General features: G+C 67.6%; 17 protein-coding genes and 1 tRNA gene. 14 read left to right on the plus strand and 4 right to left on the minus strand.

Annotation, left to right across the window (positions count from 1 at the left end; genetic code table 11):
• Nucleotides 1–2 precede the first annotated feature (2 nt).
• Complete coding sequence (locus tag H4F99_RS05470; protein ID WP_182668716.1) at nt 3–1,187, minus strand: (Fe-S)-binding protein; 1,185 nt, start codon at nt 1,185–1,187, stop codon at nt 3–5.
• A 187-nt stretch (nt 1,188–1,374) separates the two neighbouring features.
• Between H4F99_RS05470 and rplM the strand changes: the two genes are divergently transcribed.
• The 5 genes from rplM to H4F99_RS05495 all read left to right on the plus strand — a co-directional run bounded on the left by rplM (nt 1,375) and on the right by H4F99_RS05495 (nt 3,971).
• Nucleotides 1,375–1,803 (plus strand): 50S ribosomal protein L13, encoded by a 429-nt coding sequence (gene rplM, locus H4F99_RS05475; RefSeq protein ID WP_182668717.1) that lies wholly within the window; start codon nt 1,375–1,377, stop codon nt 1,801–1,803.
• Between the two features lie 12 nt (nt 1,804–1,815).
• Nucleotides 1,816–2,208 carry a 30S ribosomal protein S9 gene (gene rpsI / locus H4F99_RS05480; protein WP_182668718.1) on the plus strand — a complete coding sequence of 131 codons (393 nt, stop codon included), beginning with the start codon at nt 1,816–1,818 and terminating at the stop codon, nt 2,206–2,208.
• A 36-nt stretch (nt 2,209–2,244) separates the two neighbouring features.
• Nucleotides 2,245–2,319, plus strand: a tRNA-Gln gene (locus tag H4F99_RS05485).
• 243 nt (nt 2,320–2,562) lie between these two features.
• On the plus strand, nt 2,563–3,084 hold the full coding sequence (locus tag H4F99_RS05490) for a hemerythrin domain-containing protein (RefSeq protein ID WP_182668719.1): 522 nt from the start codon (nt 2,563–2,565) through the stop codon (nt 3,082–3,084).
• Nucleotides 3,085–3,131: 47 nt separating this feature from the next.
• Nucleotides 3,132–3,971, plus strand: a complete 840-nt coding sequence (locus tag H4F99_RS05495) for a DUF3050 domain-containing protein (RefSeq protein WP_182668720.1) — start codon at nt 3,132–3,134, stop codon at nt 3,969–3,971.
• A gap of 12 nt (nt 3,972–3,983) precedes the next feature.
• Here the strand turns inward: H4F99_RS05495 and H4F99_RS05500 are convergent, their stop codons facing one another.
• Both H4F99_RS05500 and H4F99_RS05505 read right to left on the minus strand, forming a co-directional pair.
• Complete coding sequence (locus H4F99_RS05500; protein WP_182668721.1) at nt 3,984–4,592, minus strand: acyl-homoserine-lactone synthase; 609 nt, start codon at nt 4,590–4,592, stop codon at nt 3,984–3,986.
• Between the two features lie 86 nt (nt 4,593–4,678).
• Nucleotides 4,679–5,440 (minus strand): helix-turn-helix transcriptional regulator, encoded by a 762-nt coding sequence (locus tag H4F99_RS05505; RefSeq protein WP_182668722.1) that lies wholly within the window; start codon nt 5,438–5,440, stop codon nt 4,679–4,681.
• 185 nt (nt 5,441–5,625) lie between these two features.
• Between H4F99_RS05505 and H4F99_RS05510 the strand changes: the two genes are divergently transcribed.
• On the plus strand, nt 5,626–6,606 hold the full coding sequence (locus H4F99_RS05510; protein ID WP_182668723.1) for a fumarylacetoacetate hydrolase family protein: 981 nt from the start codon (nt 5,626–5,628) through the stop codon (nt 6,604–6,606).
• A gap of 119 nt (nt 6,607–6,725) precedes the next feature.
• Nucleotides 6,726–7,394 carry a maleylacetoacetate isomerase gene (gene maiA, locus H4F99_RS05515; protein WP_182668724.1) on the plus strand — a complete coding sequence of 223 codons (669 nt, stop codon included), beginning with the start codon at nt 6,726–6,728 and terminating at the stop codon, nt 7,392–7,394.
• Between the two features lie 108 nt (nt 7,395–7,502).
• Here maiA and H4F99_RS05520 read toward each other — a convergent pair whose 3' ends face one another.
• On the minus strand, nt 7,503–8,615 hold the full coding sequence (locus H4F99_RS05520) for a PilT/PilU family type 4a pilus ATPase (protein ID WP_182668725.1): 1,113 nt from the start codon (nt 8,613–8,615) through the stop codon (nt 7,503–7,505).
• Nucleotides 8,616–8,753: 138 nt separating this feature from the next.
• On the opposite strand from H4F99_RS05520, the gene H4F99_RS05525 reads away from it, so the two are divergent.
• The 7 genes from H4F99_RS05525 (at nt 8,754) to H4F99_RS05555 (ending at nt 15,533) form a co-directional block, all read left to right on the plus strand.
• Entirely contained in the window at nt 8,754–9,098 is a 345-nt protein-coding gene (locus H4F99_RS05525) for a DUF4398 domain-containing protein (RefSeq protein ID WP_343064143.1), read from the plus strand.
• Nucleotides 9,095–10,033: an OmpA family protein gene (locus H4F99_RS05530; protein ID WP_182668727.1), complete on the plus strand. Its 939-nt coding sequence runs from the start codon at nt 9,095–9,097 to the stop codon at nt 10,031–10,033. Before H4F99_RS05525 ends, H4F99_RS05530 begins: the two co-directional genes overlap by 4 nt.
• 391 nt (nt 10,034–10,424) lie before the next feature.
• Entirely contained in the window at nt 10,425–10,646 is a 222-nt protein-coding gene (locus tag H4F99_RS05535) for an HP1242/YdcH family protein (RefSeq protein WP_182668728.1), read from the plus strand.
• A gap of 210 nt (nt 10,647–10,856) precedes the next feature.
• Nucleotides 10,857–12,233: a pyridoxal-phosphate dependent enzyme gene (locus H4F99_RS05540; RefSeq protein WP_182668729.1), complete on the plus strand. Its 1,377-nt coding sequence runs from the start codon at nt 10,857–10,859 to the stop codon at nt 12,231–12,233.
• 103 nt (nt 12,234–12,336) lie between these two features.
• Nucleotides 12,337–13,515 carry a cystathionine gamma-synthase gene (locus H4F99_RS05545; RefSeq protein ID WP_182668730.1) on the plus strand — a complete coding sequence of 393 codons (1,179 nt, stop codon included), beginning with the start codon at nt 12,337–12,339 and terminating at the stop codon, nt 13,513–13,515.
• Complete coding sequence (locus H4F99_RS05550; protein ID WP_182668731.1) at nt 13,512–14,354, plus strand: ABC transporter permease; 843 nt, start codon at nt 13,512–13,514, stop codon at nt 14,352–14,354. Before H4F99_RS05545 ends, H4F99_RS05550 begins: the two co-directional genes overlap by 4 nt.
• Before the next feature lie 3 nt (nt 14,355–14,357).
• On the plus strand, nt 14,358–15,533 hold the full coding sequence (locus H4F99_RS05555) for an ABC transporter ATP-binding protein (RefSeq protein ID WP_182668732.1): 1,176 nt from the start codon (nt 14,358–14,360) through the stop codon (nt 15,531–15,533).
• The last annotated feature ends 2 nt before the right edge of the window (nt 15,534–15,535 follow it).

Genomic DNA, 15,535 nt, shown 5'->3' on the forward strand with positions numbered 1-15,535 from the left:
TTCTAGCGGGGGCGGGCGCCCGTACCGGGTGAAGGCGCCCGCTCGAGCTGGTCGGCGAGCAGTTCCAGCGGGTGTTTCACGGGCACCGGGCTGGCATTGGCCAGATGCAGGCGGCAGCCGATGTTCGCGCTGAGTACGCAGTCGACGCCCGATGCCTCGATCTGCGCGATCAAGGGGGCGCGGAACCCGTTCGCGTGTTCCGGATCTTCCAGCATGCCGGTGCCGGCCGCGCCGCAGCACCCCGTCCCGGCGTCCAGCGTCACCACGTCGAGGCCCGGGACGCAGGCCAGCAGGCGGTGCATGGCCCCGACGCTGCGAGTGACGTTGCGCTGCGTGCACGGCAGGTGCAGCCCGACGCGCGCGTCCAGGCGTCGGACCTGCAGGCGATCGGCATGGTCCGCCAGGAACCCGATGGCGTCGACAGCACGGCCCTCGATGGCGGAGGCAAGCGCATCGTGGCATCCGCTCGCGAGGGTCAGGACGGTGTCGATCCCTGCAAAGGCCTGGCGGTTGCGTCGGGCGAGCGTCGCGGCGGCCGCCGCATCGCCCGCGTGCGCGTGCAGGGTGCCGCAGCACGTCTGGCCCTCGGGCGCCACGACCTGGATGTCGATCGTCGCGCACAGGCGCGCGAGCGCTTCCCGTGTGCCGGCTTCGTAGGGCCGCGCCACGCAGCCGCTCGAAACGGCCACCACCTGCCGCGGCATGACCGGCGTGGAACGTGGCGGCGACGTCCGGCGTGCCGGGGGGCGGGGCAGGGGGCGCATCCGCGAAGGCAACAGCGGGTATGCAATGCGATAGAAGCCCAGCAGCGTCGAGAGCGCGGCCGGGCGCGCAGCCAGCATTTCGAGCGCGCGTGCGCGCCACGTCGGCGCCCGGCGCGCGCGCTGCTGTTTCCGTGCCTCGACCAGAAAGGCGCCGTACTCCACGCCCGCCGGGCACACCGCTTCGCAGGTCCGGCAGCCGAGGCAATGGTCGAGGTGGGCGTCGCCCTCCTGCGTGGGTTCAGCCTGCCCGTCGGCCCACGCGCGGGTGAGCGCGATCCGGCCCCGGGGGGATTCGGTTTCCAACCGGCTCGCCGCGTAGGTCGGGCACGCAGGCAGGCACAGGCCGCACTGGACGCAGCGGTCGGCCAGCGCCACCAGCGGATCGGCGGTGGGCCGGGGCGTCGACGGCGGGGCGGCGGGCATCGGCGCGATGCTAGCACGCGACCTGAACGCGGACGCACCCGAACTTGCGGCGATGCGCGCGAACCGGTATTATCCCGCCTCTTTCGTCCCCGGAATCCTCCGTGGACAACAACGCGCGGCAAAGTTCCGCGGGCCCTTCGGCCCACCGGAATCCGCCCGACCAGGTACCCCTGAAAGCAGAGCCGTCATGAAGACCTTCACCGCAAAGAACGAGACCGTCCAGCGCGACTGGTACGTCGTCGACGCCACGGGCAAGACCCTTGGCCGCCTGTGCTCCGAGCTGGCCCGCCGCCTGCGTGGCAAGCACAAGCCCGTTTTCACCCCCCACGTTGATACCGGCGACTACCTCGTCGTGATCAATGCGGAAAAGATCGCCGTGACCGGCAACAAGCTGCAGGACAAGATGTACCACCGCTTCACCGGGTACATCGGCAACCTGAAGTCCGAGACCCTCGGCCAGGCGCTTGAGCGCCACCCGGAGCGTGTCATCGAGATCGGCGTCAAGGGCATGCTGCCCAAGAATCCCCTCGGCCGCGCGATGTACCGCAAGCTGAAGGTGTACAAGGGTGCCGAGCACCCGCACGCCGCGCAGCAGCCGCAGCCCCTGGACTTCTAAGGTAGAGCACACATGGCAACCCAGCAGAATTACGGCACCGGCCGCCGCAAGTCCTCCACCGCGCGCGTGTTCCTGCGCAAGGGCAGTGGCGCCATCACCATCAACGACCGTCCGATCGACGAGTTCTTCGGTCGCGAGACCGCGCGCATGATCGTGCGCCAGCCGCTCGAGCTGACCCAGTCGGCGGACAAGTTCGACGTCAAGGTCACCGTCATCGGCGGCGGCACCACCGGCCAGGCCGGTGCGATCCGCCTGGGCATCGCCCGCGCGCTGGTCGAGTACGACGAGAGCCTGAAGTCCGACCTGCGCAAGGCCGGCTTCATGACCCGCGACGCCCGCGAAGTCGAGCGCAAGAAGGTCGGCCTGCACAAGGCACGCCGCGCCACGCAGTTCTCGAAGCGCTAATCCACTTCGAAGCTTCTGCGGTATAATCGATCCCATAGCCCCGTCGCCAAGCGGTAAGGCACCTGACTCTGACTCAGGCATTCGGTGGTTCGAATCCATCCGGGGCTGCCAAATCGAACGAAACGCCCGCCTTCATGGCGGGCGTTTCGTTTTTGGGCACCCTGTCGGCTATTGCCGGTATGGGCGCGCGGTCCTGTACCCCTGAGATGCCTGCCGCAGCGGGCTTTCCCGACGTTTCGCGGCACTCGTCAGCCTGTAACCCCTTTCAGGTTTCGGCGTGAAGGCGATGACGCTAACGTGCCGATCGCCACGGGGATGGCATTCGACCAAAGGGGAAGCATCGTGTTGGGGTTCATGCGCAGGCTCATGGGCGGGCAGCCCGTCCGCCACCGTCCGGGTGCCACGCACCGCCGGATCGAGATCGACATTCCGACGTCGCGGCCACCGCGCCAGATCAGCTACGACCCGTCGCTGGTCGAGTCCCTTGAGAAGGACCATTGCGAGCTGGTGACCTTGTTCAAGGAGATCGGACAGTGCGCCAAGCTGGACGAGTACGCCGACGTGCCGATGCTCCTGCTGTCCTTCAAGACACGGCTCGAGGCCCATCTGATCGCCGAGAACGTGCGGTTCTACAACTACGTGGAAAGCACGCTCGAACACGATGCGGAGAACACGATGCTGATCCGCAGCTTCCGTCGCGAGATGAACAGCATCGCGCGCGGCGTCGTGGACTTCGTGAAGAAGTACCAGGTCGCACGCTTCGACGTGCAGACCCGCAACGAATTCGTGGCTGACTACAACACCGTCGGGGCGTTGCTGACGCAGCGCATCGATCGAGAGGAAAGCAGCCTGTACCCGCTTTACCAACCCATCTGAGCTGCCGGCCCGGCCGGCGGCCACCCACTGCAGAGGCGAGGAGCGACATGGACGTCAACACGAATGTCACGGACGGGCAGCTGGATGCGGTCCCCACGGAACGCATCCTGGCCCTGAGGCAGGGGCTGGAATGCCACCCAGTGTTCGCGGAGTTGCGCGACATCCACGCGTTGCGTGCGTTCATGCAGGTGCACGTGTTCGCGGTGTGGGATTTCATGACCCTGGTCAAGCGCCTGCAACGCGACCTGACCTGCGTGACCTTGCCGTGGATGCCGCCCGCGGATGCCGCCAGCGCACGCCTGATCAACGACATCGTGCTGGCGGAGGAAAGCGACATCGACCGGAACGGGGTCGCCGCGAGCCACATGGACCTCTATCTCGAGGCCATGGCCGACGTGGGTGCCTCCACGCGCATGTTCGACGGCTTCCTGGCGCTGCTGCGCGACGGTGTGGACTGCGATGCCGCGCTGGATCGGATCGACGTGCCCGATTTCGTCCGGGCTTTCGTGCGGGACACCCTGGCGACCGCCCATGGCGGCACGACGCTGCAGGTGATGGCGAGCTTCCTGTACGGGCGTGAGAACGTGATCCCGGGCATGTTCCAGGGATTGCTCGACCGGTGGAGCCTGAATGTGTCGGCGGCGCCCGGCTTCGTCTACTACCTCGAGCGTCATATCGAGCTGGATGCGGACGAGCACGGGCCTGCCGCGGCCCGGATGATCGGGCGGCTGTTGGCGCGACATCCGGACGGCCTGGCGGTGGCGCGTGAATCCGCCGAGCAGGCGCTGGTGGCCCGCCACCGGCTTTGGGACGGTACTGCGGCGATGCTGCGACGCACGTTGGCCCCGACCGGCGCGTCGCCTGGGGAGGCACCGGTCCCCGCCTGAGCACTGCGAGGTTCAGGCCGCGCGGGCCAGTTCGGGCGGCCTGCGATGGGCCGCGAGGCGCGCCATGTTGCACGCGTGCAAGGGCAGTTCGAAGGCCAGGCTCGTGACGTTGCCAATGCGGCAGGTCGGACCCAGGCGCCTGACCTCGAGGGCGAGGCCACGCAGCAGGCGCTCGAATGCCGTACTGGTTGCGCCGACCACCGACGTGGCACCCCGGGCGTGCGAAAAATGCAGCAGCTCGGCCACCATGGACGCAGGCAGCGGGCCAAACCGGGGATGCCGCCCGCCGGCAGTGCGCGCAACCGCGAAACGGCTTACCTCCCAGACCGAGGGGCTGCGCGGCATCGTTCCGGCGCCGATGAGACGGGGGAACACGTCCCGCAGCATGTTCGGCCCCGTCGTGGGGAGCAGGCGGGCGCACCCGAGTGCGACCGGGCCTTCGTGCGCCACCAGGTAGTGCGGGTCGAGCCTGTCGAACGCGTCGATCTCCCGCCCCGCATGCACGCGGACCTCCCAGCCGAGCCGACGATGGAATACGTCGGCGCGCAGCCGATGCATGCCATCCACCAATGTCGCAGGCAGGCGGGCTTCGCTGCGACGGGCAAGGGTCAGGGTCGGCATCCCGGCGGCCTCCATGTCGATCGGGACGCACAGGGAAGCGCAGGCTGCCATCCCACGCAGCTGTCACTTTCGACAGGGTGCCGATATCAGTGAGCGGCGATCAGTCCCATGGCGACGGCGCGCGCCACCGCGGCTTGCCGCCCCGAGACGCCCAGCTTCTGGCTGGCGTTCTGCATATGGAAAATGACCGTGCGCTCGCTGATCCCGAGCAGCTGGCCGATTTCCCAGCTCGTCTTGCCGGCGGACGCCCAGTAGAGGGCTTCACGCTCGCGGCGGGTGAGGCGGGGGACGTCGTTGGGCTGGCGGGACGCCGGCGTTGCGCGGCAGTAGCGCCGCGCCTGCTCATGGACGAAGTGGGCAAGCAGGTGCAGCTCGGCGGTATGGGCGGCCAGTCGGGGCGCGAGCCAGGCGTGCGCCGCGAATGACATCAGCCCCCAGCCGGCGCCCGGCCCGTGCAGGGGGATGCTGATGCCCGCGCCCAGGCCGAATTCAGCCGCTTCGCCGAACATCTGCCGCACCCGTCGGGTCCGGGGATCCTGTCCGCGCGCCAGTTCCTCGCTTGCGCGTGCCCAGTTCAATGGGGTGGCATGGTCGTGGCAGTGCGCCACGATGGGATCGATGCGCAGGTAGTCGCAGGCGAGGTAGTGGTTGACCCAGCCTTCCGGGTAACCGCCGAGGGTGAACTGTTCACGGCGGTCGTTCACCAGCGGCAGGTCCACCGCGTACAGCCAATACTGCACCCCATACGCGGCCGCGAGTTCGCCAACGCGCTGGCCGAGTTCCGAGGAAGAAGTGCACCGGGATAGGGTTGCGAACGCCTCCATGGGCGCATGCAAGGGGGGTAGCATGGCAGATCCTTCTGTCGTCGCCGCGAGGAGGGTAGCATCCATACGCATCCGGACCGTTGCGTATGGGATGAAACCCGGCCGTCGGTCACATCCGTGGGCACGGGCTCCGGCCCATCAGGTTACAATTGAAACCATTTCCGGCCTACCCGTGCCGGCCCGCCTGCCCCCATCATGAAGGAGCCTCGATGAAGCTGGGAAGTCTGAAAGAGGGTGGCCGCGACGGCACCCTGATCGTCGTTTCGCGCGACCTTGCCCGCGCCGTGCGCGCCACCGGCATTGCCGACACCCTGCAGCGTGCCCTGGAGGACTGGTCCAACGTCGCGCCGCGCCTCAATGCCTTGTCGGATGCACTCAACGCAGGGACGGCGGATGCTTCGTTCCCGCTCGAAACCTCGGCGCTGGCCGCGCCGTTGCCGCGGGCCTACGAGTTCGTGGATGGCAGTGCCTACCTGCCTCACGTGGAGCGCGTCCGGCGCGCCCGCGGCGCCGAGGTACCCGAGACCTTTTACACCGACCCGCTGATGTACCAGGCGGTGAGCGCGGGGTTCTACGGTCCCCGTGACCCGGTCAAGGTGCCGAGCGAGGAGTACGGCATCGACCTCGAGGCCGAGGTGGTGGTGATCACCGACGACGTGCCGATGGCGGTGGAACCCGAGGCGGCCGCCGGCCACATCCAGCTCATTGGCCTGGTCAACGACGTCAGCCTGCGCAACCTGATCCCCGCCGAGCTGGGCAAGGGGTTCGGGTTCCTGCAGTCGAAGCCGCGCTCGGCGCTCAGCCCGGTGTTCGTCACCCCCGACGAACTCGGCGATGCCTGGCAGGGCAGCAAGCTGCATCGTCCGATGCTCACCCACATCAACGGGGAGTGGTTCGGCGCACCGGAAGCCGGCGTCGACATGCAGTTCGACTTCGCCCAGCTGGTCGCGCATGCCGCGAAGACGCGGCCCCTTTCGGCCGGGACCATCGTCGGATCCGGCACCGTGGCCAACGAGGACACCTCCCTGGGCGCGTCGTGCTTCGCCGAGCGTCGTACGGTGGAAACCCTGGAGCATGGGAAGCCACGGACGCCCTTCATGAAGTTCGGCGACACGGTGCGCATCGAGATGCTCGATGCGGACGGTGCCAGCATCTTCGGGGCCATCGAGCAGCGCATCGAACGGCCCTGAAGGGCCGGAACGCACGGGGCGGCAGGGCGGTGGTGCGGCGGGCCGCGCCGCCGTCCGTTCGACGCGTGCGATAAGCTGGGCGTGGCGTCCCGCCCAGCGAGCCGTACGGAAGAGAACGCATGACCGAGCGACTGCAGTTGTACTCCTACTGGCGTTCCAGCGCTGCGTACCGCGTGCGCATCGGACTGAACCTCAAGGGGCTCTCCTACGACACCGTCCCCGTTCACCTGGTGCGGGACGGTGGCGAGCAGCACCAGCCCGCCTTCCGCAACGCCAACCCGCAGGGACTGGTGCCCGTGCTGAAGCACGGGAGCCGCACGTTCCGGCAGTCGATGGCCATCCTCGAGTACCTGGAGGACGCCTGGCCGTCGCCGTCGCTGCTGCCCTTCGACGCCCGTGACCGGGCGCGGGTGCGCGCCCTGGCCCAGGCCGTGGCGTGCGAGGTGCACCCCCTGAACAACCTGCGGGTGCTGCAGCACCTGGAGCGGGTGCTGGAGGTGGATGCCGAGGGGCGGGATGCCTGGGTCCGGCACTGGGTGGACGAGGGTTTCCGCGCCATCGAGGCGATGCTCGTCGACCATCCGTCCACCGGGCGCTTCTGCGAAGGGGAGTCGCCGGGCCTCGCCGACTGTTGCCTGGTGCCTCAGGTCTACAATGCCCGTCGCTTCAAGGTCGACATGGCGCCGTATCCCACGATCGAGCGCATCGAGCAGGCATGCCTGGCCTTGCCGGCCTTCGATGCCGCGCGTCCGGAGAACCAGCCCGACGCCCCCGCGGCGGGCACCTGATCGCGCATCCAGCGTAATGTCCAGCCTCGCCCGGTGCAGCGCCTCCAACGGCGCACCCCGCGGGCAGGGGCCACCCGCGAGGCGGCCCGTGCGTGCGTACCGGGGGCCTCAGTGCGACTCGGTGTTGTACATGTCCGCGTAGGGGTCGTGCTCGCTGCCCGCGCCCTCGGACAAGCGGAACTTCAGGGCGAGGCCGTCGCGCGAATCCGCCGCCTTGAGCGCCTCCTCCATTTCGACCTTGCCTTCCTTCACCAGGCGGAACAGGCACTGGTCGAAGCTCTCCATGCCTTCCTCCAGCGTCTCTTCCATCGCCTGCTTGATCTCGTGCACCTGGCCGCGGCGCATCAGGTCGCGGATGTGCGGCGTGTTGATCAGCACCTCGGCGGCGGGCAGGCGTCGCCCGTCCGCGCCGATCACCAGGCGCTGGCTGACCACCGCCTTGAGGTTGAGCGCCAGGTTCATCAGCACGTTCTTGTGCGCCGACTCGTTGAAGAAGTTCAGGATGCGTTCCAGCGTCTGGTCGGCGTTGTTCGAGTGCAGCGTCGCCAAACACAGGTGGCCGGTCTCGGCGAAGGCGATCGCCGCCTCCATCGTCGCGGCGTCGAGGATCTCGCCGATCAGGATCACGTCCGGCGCCTCGCGCATCGCGTTCTTCAGCGCGTTGTGGAAGGCGTGGGTGTCCAGGCCGACCTCACGCTGGTTCACGATCGACTTCTTGTGCTTGTGCAGGTACTCGATCGGGTCCTCGATGGTGAGGATGTGCCCGGACGTGTTGCTGTTCCGGTAGTCGATCATCGAGGCCAGCGTGGTCGACTTGCCCGAGCCGGTCGAACCGACGATCAGCACCAGCCCGCGCGGCGCCATGATGATGTTCTTCAGCACCGGCGGCAGCTGCAGCTCTTCGATGCTGGGGATCACGCTGCGGATCGCACGGATCACCATGCCGACTTCGCCGCGCTGCTTGAACACGTTGATGCGGAAGCGCCCGGCGTCGGGCAGCGCGATCGCCATGTTCAGCTCGAGGTCGCGTTCGAACGTGGGCACCTGGCCCTCGTCCATCAGCGAGTAGGCGATCTTCTTGACCATGCCCGGGGGCAGCCCCGTGTTGCCGAGCGGGTACAGTTTGCCTTCGACCTTGATGTAGACCGGTGCGCCCGTCGTCAGGAACATGTCCGACGCGTTCTTCTCCGTCATCAGCTTCAGGAAATAGCCGATGTCCATGCCTCAACCCCTTTTCTACTGCTTTGCGATGGCGGGCCGTTGCAAGCGGGCCACCGGCTTCAGACAATGGCCCGGCGATTTCGCAACCGCATGGCCTCCCCAATGATCCCAAGCTTCGCACAAATCCGTGGCGCTCTAGTGGCCGCAGTTCTCGCTTCCGGGCTTTCCGCCTGTGCCAGCCTGCCGCCGCCCACGGCCGAACTGGCCGAGGCCCAGCAGGCCATCGCCCGCGCGTCCGACGCCGATGCCGAGCAGTACGCCGCGCAGGACCTGGCCAGCGCCCGCGAGGCCCTCAGCCGTGCCCAGGCGGCCATGACGGCCGGCCGTGACGACGACGCCCGCAACCTGGCCCTGGCGGCGGACGCCGATGCCGACCTGGCGCATGCCCGCAGCCGGGCGGCCCAGCTGGACGCGCAGGTCGCGCAGCGGCGTGCCGAGATCACCCAACTGCAGCAACGCCTGGACCAGGAGGGTGGCCGATGAGCGCGCGTGGAGTCCTGTTCAGCCTGCTGCTGGCGGCTCCGTGGGCCGCCCCCGTCCCCGCGCAGGAGACGTCCGCGCCCACGCTCCAGCAGCGCCTCGACCGGCTCGAAGCCGACCCCGAACTCGCCACCCGCGGCGCGTATGAGCGCCTGCAGGCGCGGCAGGCCCTGGAGGCGCTCGACGCGGCCTCCAGCCGCAATCGCGAAGCGGCCCGCTACGTCGCCGAGCGCCGGGTGAGCATCGCCGAGCTCGCGGCCCGCAACCAGACCCTCCAGGACGAACTGGTCGAGCTTGATGCACGTCGCAGCGCGTTGCTGGTCGAGGCCAGCCGCCGCGACGCCGAGCAGGCGCGTGCGGAGGCCGAGCGCCTTCGCATCCAGGCGCAGATCCAGGCCGAGGAAGCGGCGCGCCTGCGCCAGCAGACCGAGGCCGGCGAGGCGGCGATGGCTGACGTCGAGAACGCACTGCAGGGCGTTGCGGGCGTCGAGGCGGCCCGGTTGGAAGCGGCCCGCAAGCGCGAGGCCGAACTGGCTCGCCAGGAGGCCGAACTGATGGCCGGCGGCAGCCTCCCGCCGTCCCGGCACGATCGCCGCGGCGAAGTGTTCACGTTGTCCGGCGAAGCCTTCGCCACCGGGCGGGCCGCCCTGACGCCCGCCGCGGAAGTCAGCGCGCGGGCGTTGGCCACCTACCTGCAGGCCGACGGCGGCCGCGCGCGGGTCCGCGTCGAGGGGCACACCGACAATCAGGGCGACCCCTCCGCGAACGAGGCCCTGTCGCTGCGTCGCGCACAGGTCGTGGCCGATGCACTGGTCGCCGGTGGGGTCGATCCGGCCCGCCTCCAGGTCCAGGGGCTGGGGGATGCGCAGCCGGTGGCGGACAACGCATCGGCCGACGGCCAGGCCCGCAATCGCCGCGTGGAAGTCATCGTAAAGTGAATTGAATCAATAGCTTGGCGAGCTCTGGTCGAGACGATTCAGGGCCGCGCAAGGCCCCTGAACCGCTCGTCGCCCGCAGCGGGCGGCCACCTTGCCGGGTCGGGACGGGAGGAGTAGGGTCTGAGTTCCAGCCGGTTGGTTTCCGTCTGGCGATGAGCCTGATCCGATGACGCATCCGCTCCTGCCACCTGCTTTCGTCGTCCCCGACAGGGTGGCGATGGGGGTGCGCAAGGGCGGGAAGCACCTGGTGCCGCGTCCCCGGGTCCGTCCCGCGAGCGACCTGCATTTCGAACGCCTCGGCCCGCTGGCCGGGGCGTTCTGCATTTGCGGGCCCTTCTGCAGCCCGGCCGCTGGGCCGGACTTCCCTCACCTGCTGTAAGGAGGTTTCCACATGTTTGAAGAACAGCCCCAGCCCGAAATCGATGCCATGATGAAGGCCAACCCCGAGTTCAAGCAGCTTTACCAGCGCCATCGGCTGCTCGACAAGAAGGTGAACGATGCCGAGCTGGGCGTCCTGCCCATCGACGACGTAACGCTGGGCCAGATGAAGCGCGAGAAACTCGCGGCCAAGGATCGCCTGCTGCGGCTCTACGACGCCGAGCATCGACACTGACGTTTCCCTTCGCCGCGGCGGGCTTTTCCTCGTCGGTGCCCGCCGCACGCGAACCCGGAGCCGCCGCGGCTGTCGTCCGACAGCCGCGGCGGCGGGCCGGACCCCTTCTCCATTGCCTGTGTTGTTTGATCGGCCCCTGCACGGTGCGCCGGTTAGAATCCCGGTGCCCGCCGCCCCCGAGGCAGCGCCCGGACCCGGAAATCGCACCCCATGCCCATCCACGCTTCCGTACTCGACCTGATCGGCCAGACGCCGATCGTCAAGGCCCAGCATCTCGACACCGGGCCCTGCCAGCTCTACTTCAAGCTCGAATCGCAGAACCCGGGAGGGTCGATCAAGGACCGCATCGGTCTGAAGATGATCGAGGCCGCCGAGGCCCGCGGCGACATCAAGCCCGGCGACGTCCTGGTCGAGGGCACCGCCGGCAATACCGGCATCGGCCTGGCGCTGGTCGCCCAGCAGAAGGGCTACAGGCTGCTGCTGGTGGTCCCCGACAAGATGAGCCGGGAGAAGATCTTCAACCTGAAGGCCATGGGCGCGCAGGTGCTCCTCACCCGCTCGGACGTCGCCAAGGGCCACCCGGACTATTACCAGGACATGGCCGAGCGGATCGCCCGCGAAACGCCGGGCGCCTACTTCATCAACCAGTTCGGCAACCCGGACAATCCGGCCGCGCACGAGCACGGCACCGGCCCCGAGATCCTCGCGCAGATGGCCGAAGCCGGTGGCCTGGACGCGATCGTGTTCGGCTGCGGCAGCTCGGGCACCATGAGCGGCCTCTCGAAGTGCTTCGCCACGCAGTCCCCGGGCACCGAGCTGATCCTCGCCGATCCGGTCGGTTCGATCCTCGAGGAATACGTCAACCGCGGCACGCTGTCGGAAAAGTCCGCGAGCTGGATGGTGGAAGGCATCGGCGAGGATTTCCTGCCGACGATCTCCGACTTCAGCCGGGTCACGAAGGCCTACGCGATCGACGACCGCGAAAGCTTCCTGACTGCCCGCGCGCTGCTCGAGAAGGAGGGCATCCTGGGCGGTTCGTCGACCGGTACGCTCGTGGCCGCCGCGCTGCGCTACTGCCGCGAGCAGACCACGCCGAAGAACGTGCTGGTGTTCGTCTGCGACACCGGCAACAAGTACCTGTCCAAGATGTACAACGACTACTGGATGCTGGACAACGGCTTCCTGGAGCGTGACCCGAGCGGCGACCTGCGCGACCTGGTCCTGCGCCCCTATTCCCAGCGGGACACGGTCGTCGTTGGCCCGGCGGACCTGCTGGTGACGGCCTGGCAGCGCATGAAGCTGTACGACGTGTCCCAGTTGCCGGTCATGGATGGCGACGCCATCGTCGGCATCGTCGACGAGAGCGACGTGCTGCTGCACGTCTACGGTGACGAAGCCCGCTTCCGCGACCCGGTGTCGACCGCCATGGTCAGCAAGCTGGACAAGGTGCCGGTATCGGCGCCGATCGAATCGCTGCTCCCGATCTTCGACCGGGGCCATGTGGCCATCGTGATGGACGGCGAGCATTTCGTCGGCCTGATCACCCGGATCGACCTGCTGAACTACCTGCGGAGGCGGGTGCAGTAACGCATCGCCGCGGCGACCTGAACGGGGGTTGGGCGCCCCGGCGATGCTAGACTCCGCGGTCGGTCGCAGTCGTGCGTGCGACCCAGGAATGGAACCAGAGGCAATGAAAGAACGACATCCGGATGGCGGGGCGGGACGGCCCGGCCTGGGCACCCTCGCGATCCACGGCGGACAGGCGCCGGACCCGAGCACCGGCGCGGTCATGCCGCCGATCTACGCGACGTCGACCTATGCGCAGGCCAGCCCCGGTGACCACCAGGGTTTCGAGTATTCGCGCACCCACAACCCGACGCGCTTCGCCTACGAGCGCTGCGTCGCGGCGCTGGAAGGCGGCACGCGCGGCTTCGCCTTCGCCTCGGGCATGGCGGCCACCTCGACCGTGCTGGAACTGCTGGATGCCGGCAGCCATGTCATCGCCATGGACGACGTCTACGGCGGCACCTACCGCCTGTTCGAGCGGGTGCGCCGCCGCACCGCCGGCCTGGACGTCAGCTGGGTCGACCTCAGTGACGAGGCCGCGTTCGAGGCCGCAATCCGGCCCGAAAGCCGCATGGTCTGGATCGAGACGCCGACCAACCCGATGCTCAAGCTGGTGGACATCGAGCGGATCGTCGCGATCGCCCGCCGGCACGGCCTGCTCGTCGTCGTCGACAACACCTTCTGCTCGCCGATCCTGCAGCGCCCGCTGGAAAAGGGCGCGGACCTGGTCATGCATTCGGCGACCAAGTACCTCAACGGCCACTCCGACATGGTCGGCGGCATGGTGGTGGTTGGCGCCAACGTGGACCTGGCCGACCGGATGGCCTTCCTGCAGAACTCGGTCGGCGCGGTGCAGGGACCGTTCGACAGCTTCCTCGCCCTGAGGGGGCTGAAGACGCTGCACCTGCGCATGAAGGCCCATTGCGAGAACGCGATGGCCCTGGCGGAGTGGCTGCAGGACCACCCGGCCATCGAAAAAGTGATCTACCCCGGCCTTGCATCGCACCCCCAGCACGATCTGGCCAGACGCCAGATGGACGGCTTCGGCGGCATGATCAGCATCGTCCTGAAGGGTGGCCCCGAGGCCGCGAAGCGCTTCTGCGAACGCACCGAACTGTTCACGCTCGCCGAATCGCTGGGCGGCGTGGAAAGCCTCGTCAATCACCCCGCGATCATGACCCACGCGTCGGTGCCGGTGGAGCGGCGCGAACGGCTGGGACTCAGTGATGCGCTGGTGCGGTTGAGCGTGGGGGTGGAGGCGTTGGAGGACTTGGTGGGAGATGTCCGAGGAGCGCTCGCGTGAGTGAGCCGGCGGCGGTGGATTCCCGCGCGGGCATGGGACGGTCGGTGTATAGAGGCGCTTTCTGGCTGGAACTGGCGGCAAGCTGGCGAAGTCCGGAATTCTGGGCCCTGTCGAGTTGGCTGGAAATTCTGGCGAAGGCCCGCAAGTCGCGATTCGGCCTCCTTTGGCTGCTTGCGCCGTCAATTGTCTACATTTTTGGTCTGGGTTCGTTCTTCGCGGGCATGCAGGGCCGTAGCATCTACCAGTTCGCTGCGCACATTGCCTTGGGTGCGATGGTTTTCCGGACGGTTATTTCGGCGGTGATCAATAGCGCGGGTGTCTTCAGCTCGAATGTATCGTTCATCATGGACGGCCATGTGCGTCTCACCGATTACTTGATGCAGTCGCTGGCCAAGGCGCTGTTCGACATGTGCATGTACCTGCCGGCCACCATCGTGGCCGTGGTGATGTTCCGCGACGTGCACTGGACCGGGCTCCTGTTGGCGCCCCTGTCGCTGGCCCTGATCTTCATCAACGGCCTGTGGATGGGCACGATCTTCGCCCTGATAGGCGCCCGCTTCAATGACCTCGGCCAGCTGGTGAGCAACATTTCCATCTTCCTGTTCCTGTTGACGCCGATCATCTGGTACCCGGAGCAGATGCCCGCCGACAATTTCCGGGGGCAGTTCATGCGGTTCAACCCGTTCTTCCACCTGGTGACGATCTTCCGCGCCCCGATCCTCGGCGAGCCGGTGGGGTTGTCCACGCTGGTGTACGTGGGGGTGATGACGGTCGTCGGGCTCGTCGCCGCGACCTTCCTGTACCGGCGCTACGCACGCTTCGTCCCTCTCTGGATCTGACCGATGAGCGCGTACATCAAGGCCAAGGGGATCTGCCTGGACGTCCCGGCGTTCCTGCAGCGTGAGCGAGAGGCCAGCGGCTGGCTGGGCCTGTTCATGGGCGCAGCCTTCGATCCACCGAAGCGACGGCTGATGCGCCTGCTCAGTGACATCGACTTTGAACTGCACGAAGGTGACCGGCTCGCCATCCTCGGTCGCAACGGAGCGGGCAAGTCGACGTTGTTGAGGGTGCTCAACAACGTCTACCAGCCCACCAGCGGCACACTGGAGGTCAACGGCTCCTGCCAGGCACTGCTGAACATGTCGCTGGGCTTCAGTGGCGAGGCGACCGTCCGCGAGAACATCTACCTGCGCGGTATTGCGATGGGCCTGAAGGCCGCCTTCCTGCGCCACCAGGTGGATCCCATCCTGGAGTTTTCGGGGCTTCGCGAGAAGGCGACGCATCGCTTGCGCACGCTGTCCTCCGGGCAGAAGATGCGCTTGGGCTTCGCGATTTCGACCAGCGTGCAGAACGACATCATGCTGATGGACGAGTGGGTCGGTGCGGGCGACGCGGAGTTCATGGCGAAAGCCAAGGATCGCATGCAAGATCGGGTGGGTGGGGCGAAGATCCTCGTCCTGGCGAGCCACAGCGTGGGTCTTTTGCGGAACATCTGCAACCGCGGCATCCTCTTGGAGCAGGGTCGAATCATTTACGAGGGTGACATCACCTCGGCGCTGAAGAACTATCACGAACTGCTGGCCGAACTCCGTGCACGCAACGTCGTTCCCGAAGTGGCGGAGGAGGCCGCGGGGGGTGCGCAGGTGTATGGCTGCGCGGAGACGATCCGTCTGGAAGACGGCCTTTTCGTCGTCAAGGGCTGGATCCTCAACTCGGAGGGTGCGGTGCCCGGTGGAGTGGTCGTGGAAGTGGATGGACGGCGCTACATCGCCGACCGGGTGGAGCATCACTCGCGTCGGGACGTTGCAGCTCACTTCGGCCTGGCCGACGATCGTTGTGGCTTTCATGCCTACCTCGATATCCCCGGTGCCGAATCGGTCCGCGACCTCGGCGACTCGATCCAGGTATTTGGTGGCGATGCGCCCGAGCGCGCGGACGCGCCCCTGCGCGTGGCGCCCGGCTTCACCACCCAGCTTGTCAACGCACGTCGCAACCGAACGAAGGCAAAGCAGCATTGAAG

It is taken from the genome of Marilutibacter penaei (assembly GCF_014145395.1).
GTDB classification, from domain to species: Bacteria; Pseudomonadota; Gammaproteobacteria; order Xanthomonadales; family Xanthomonadaceae; genus Marilutibacter; species Marilutibacter penaei.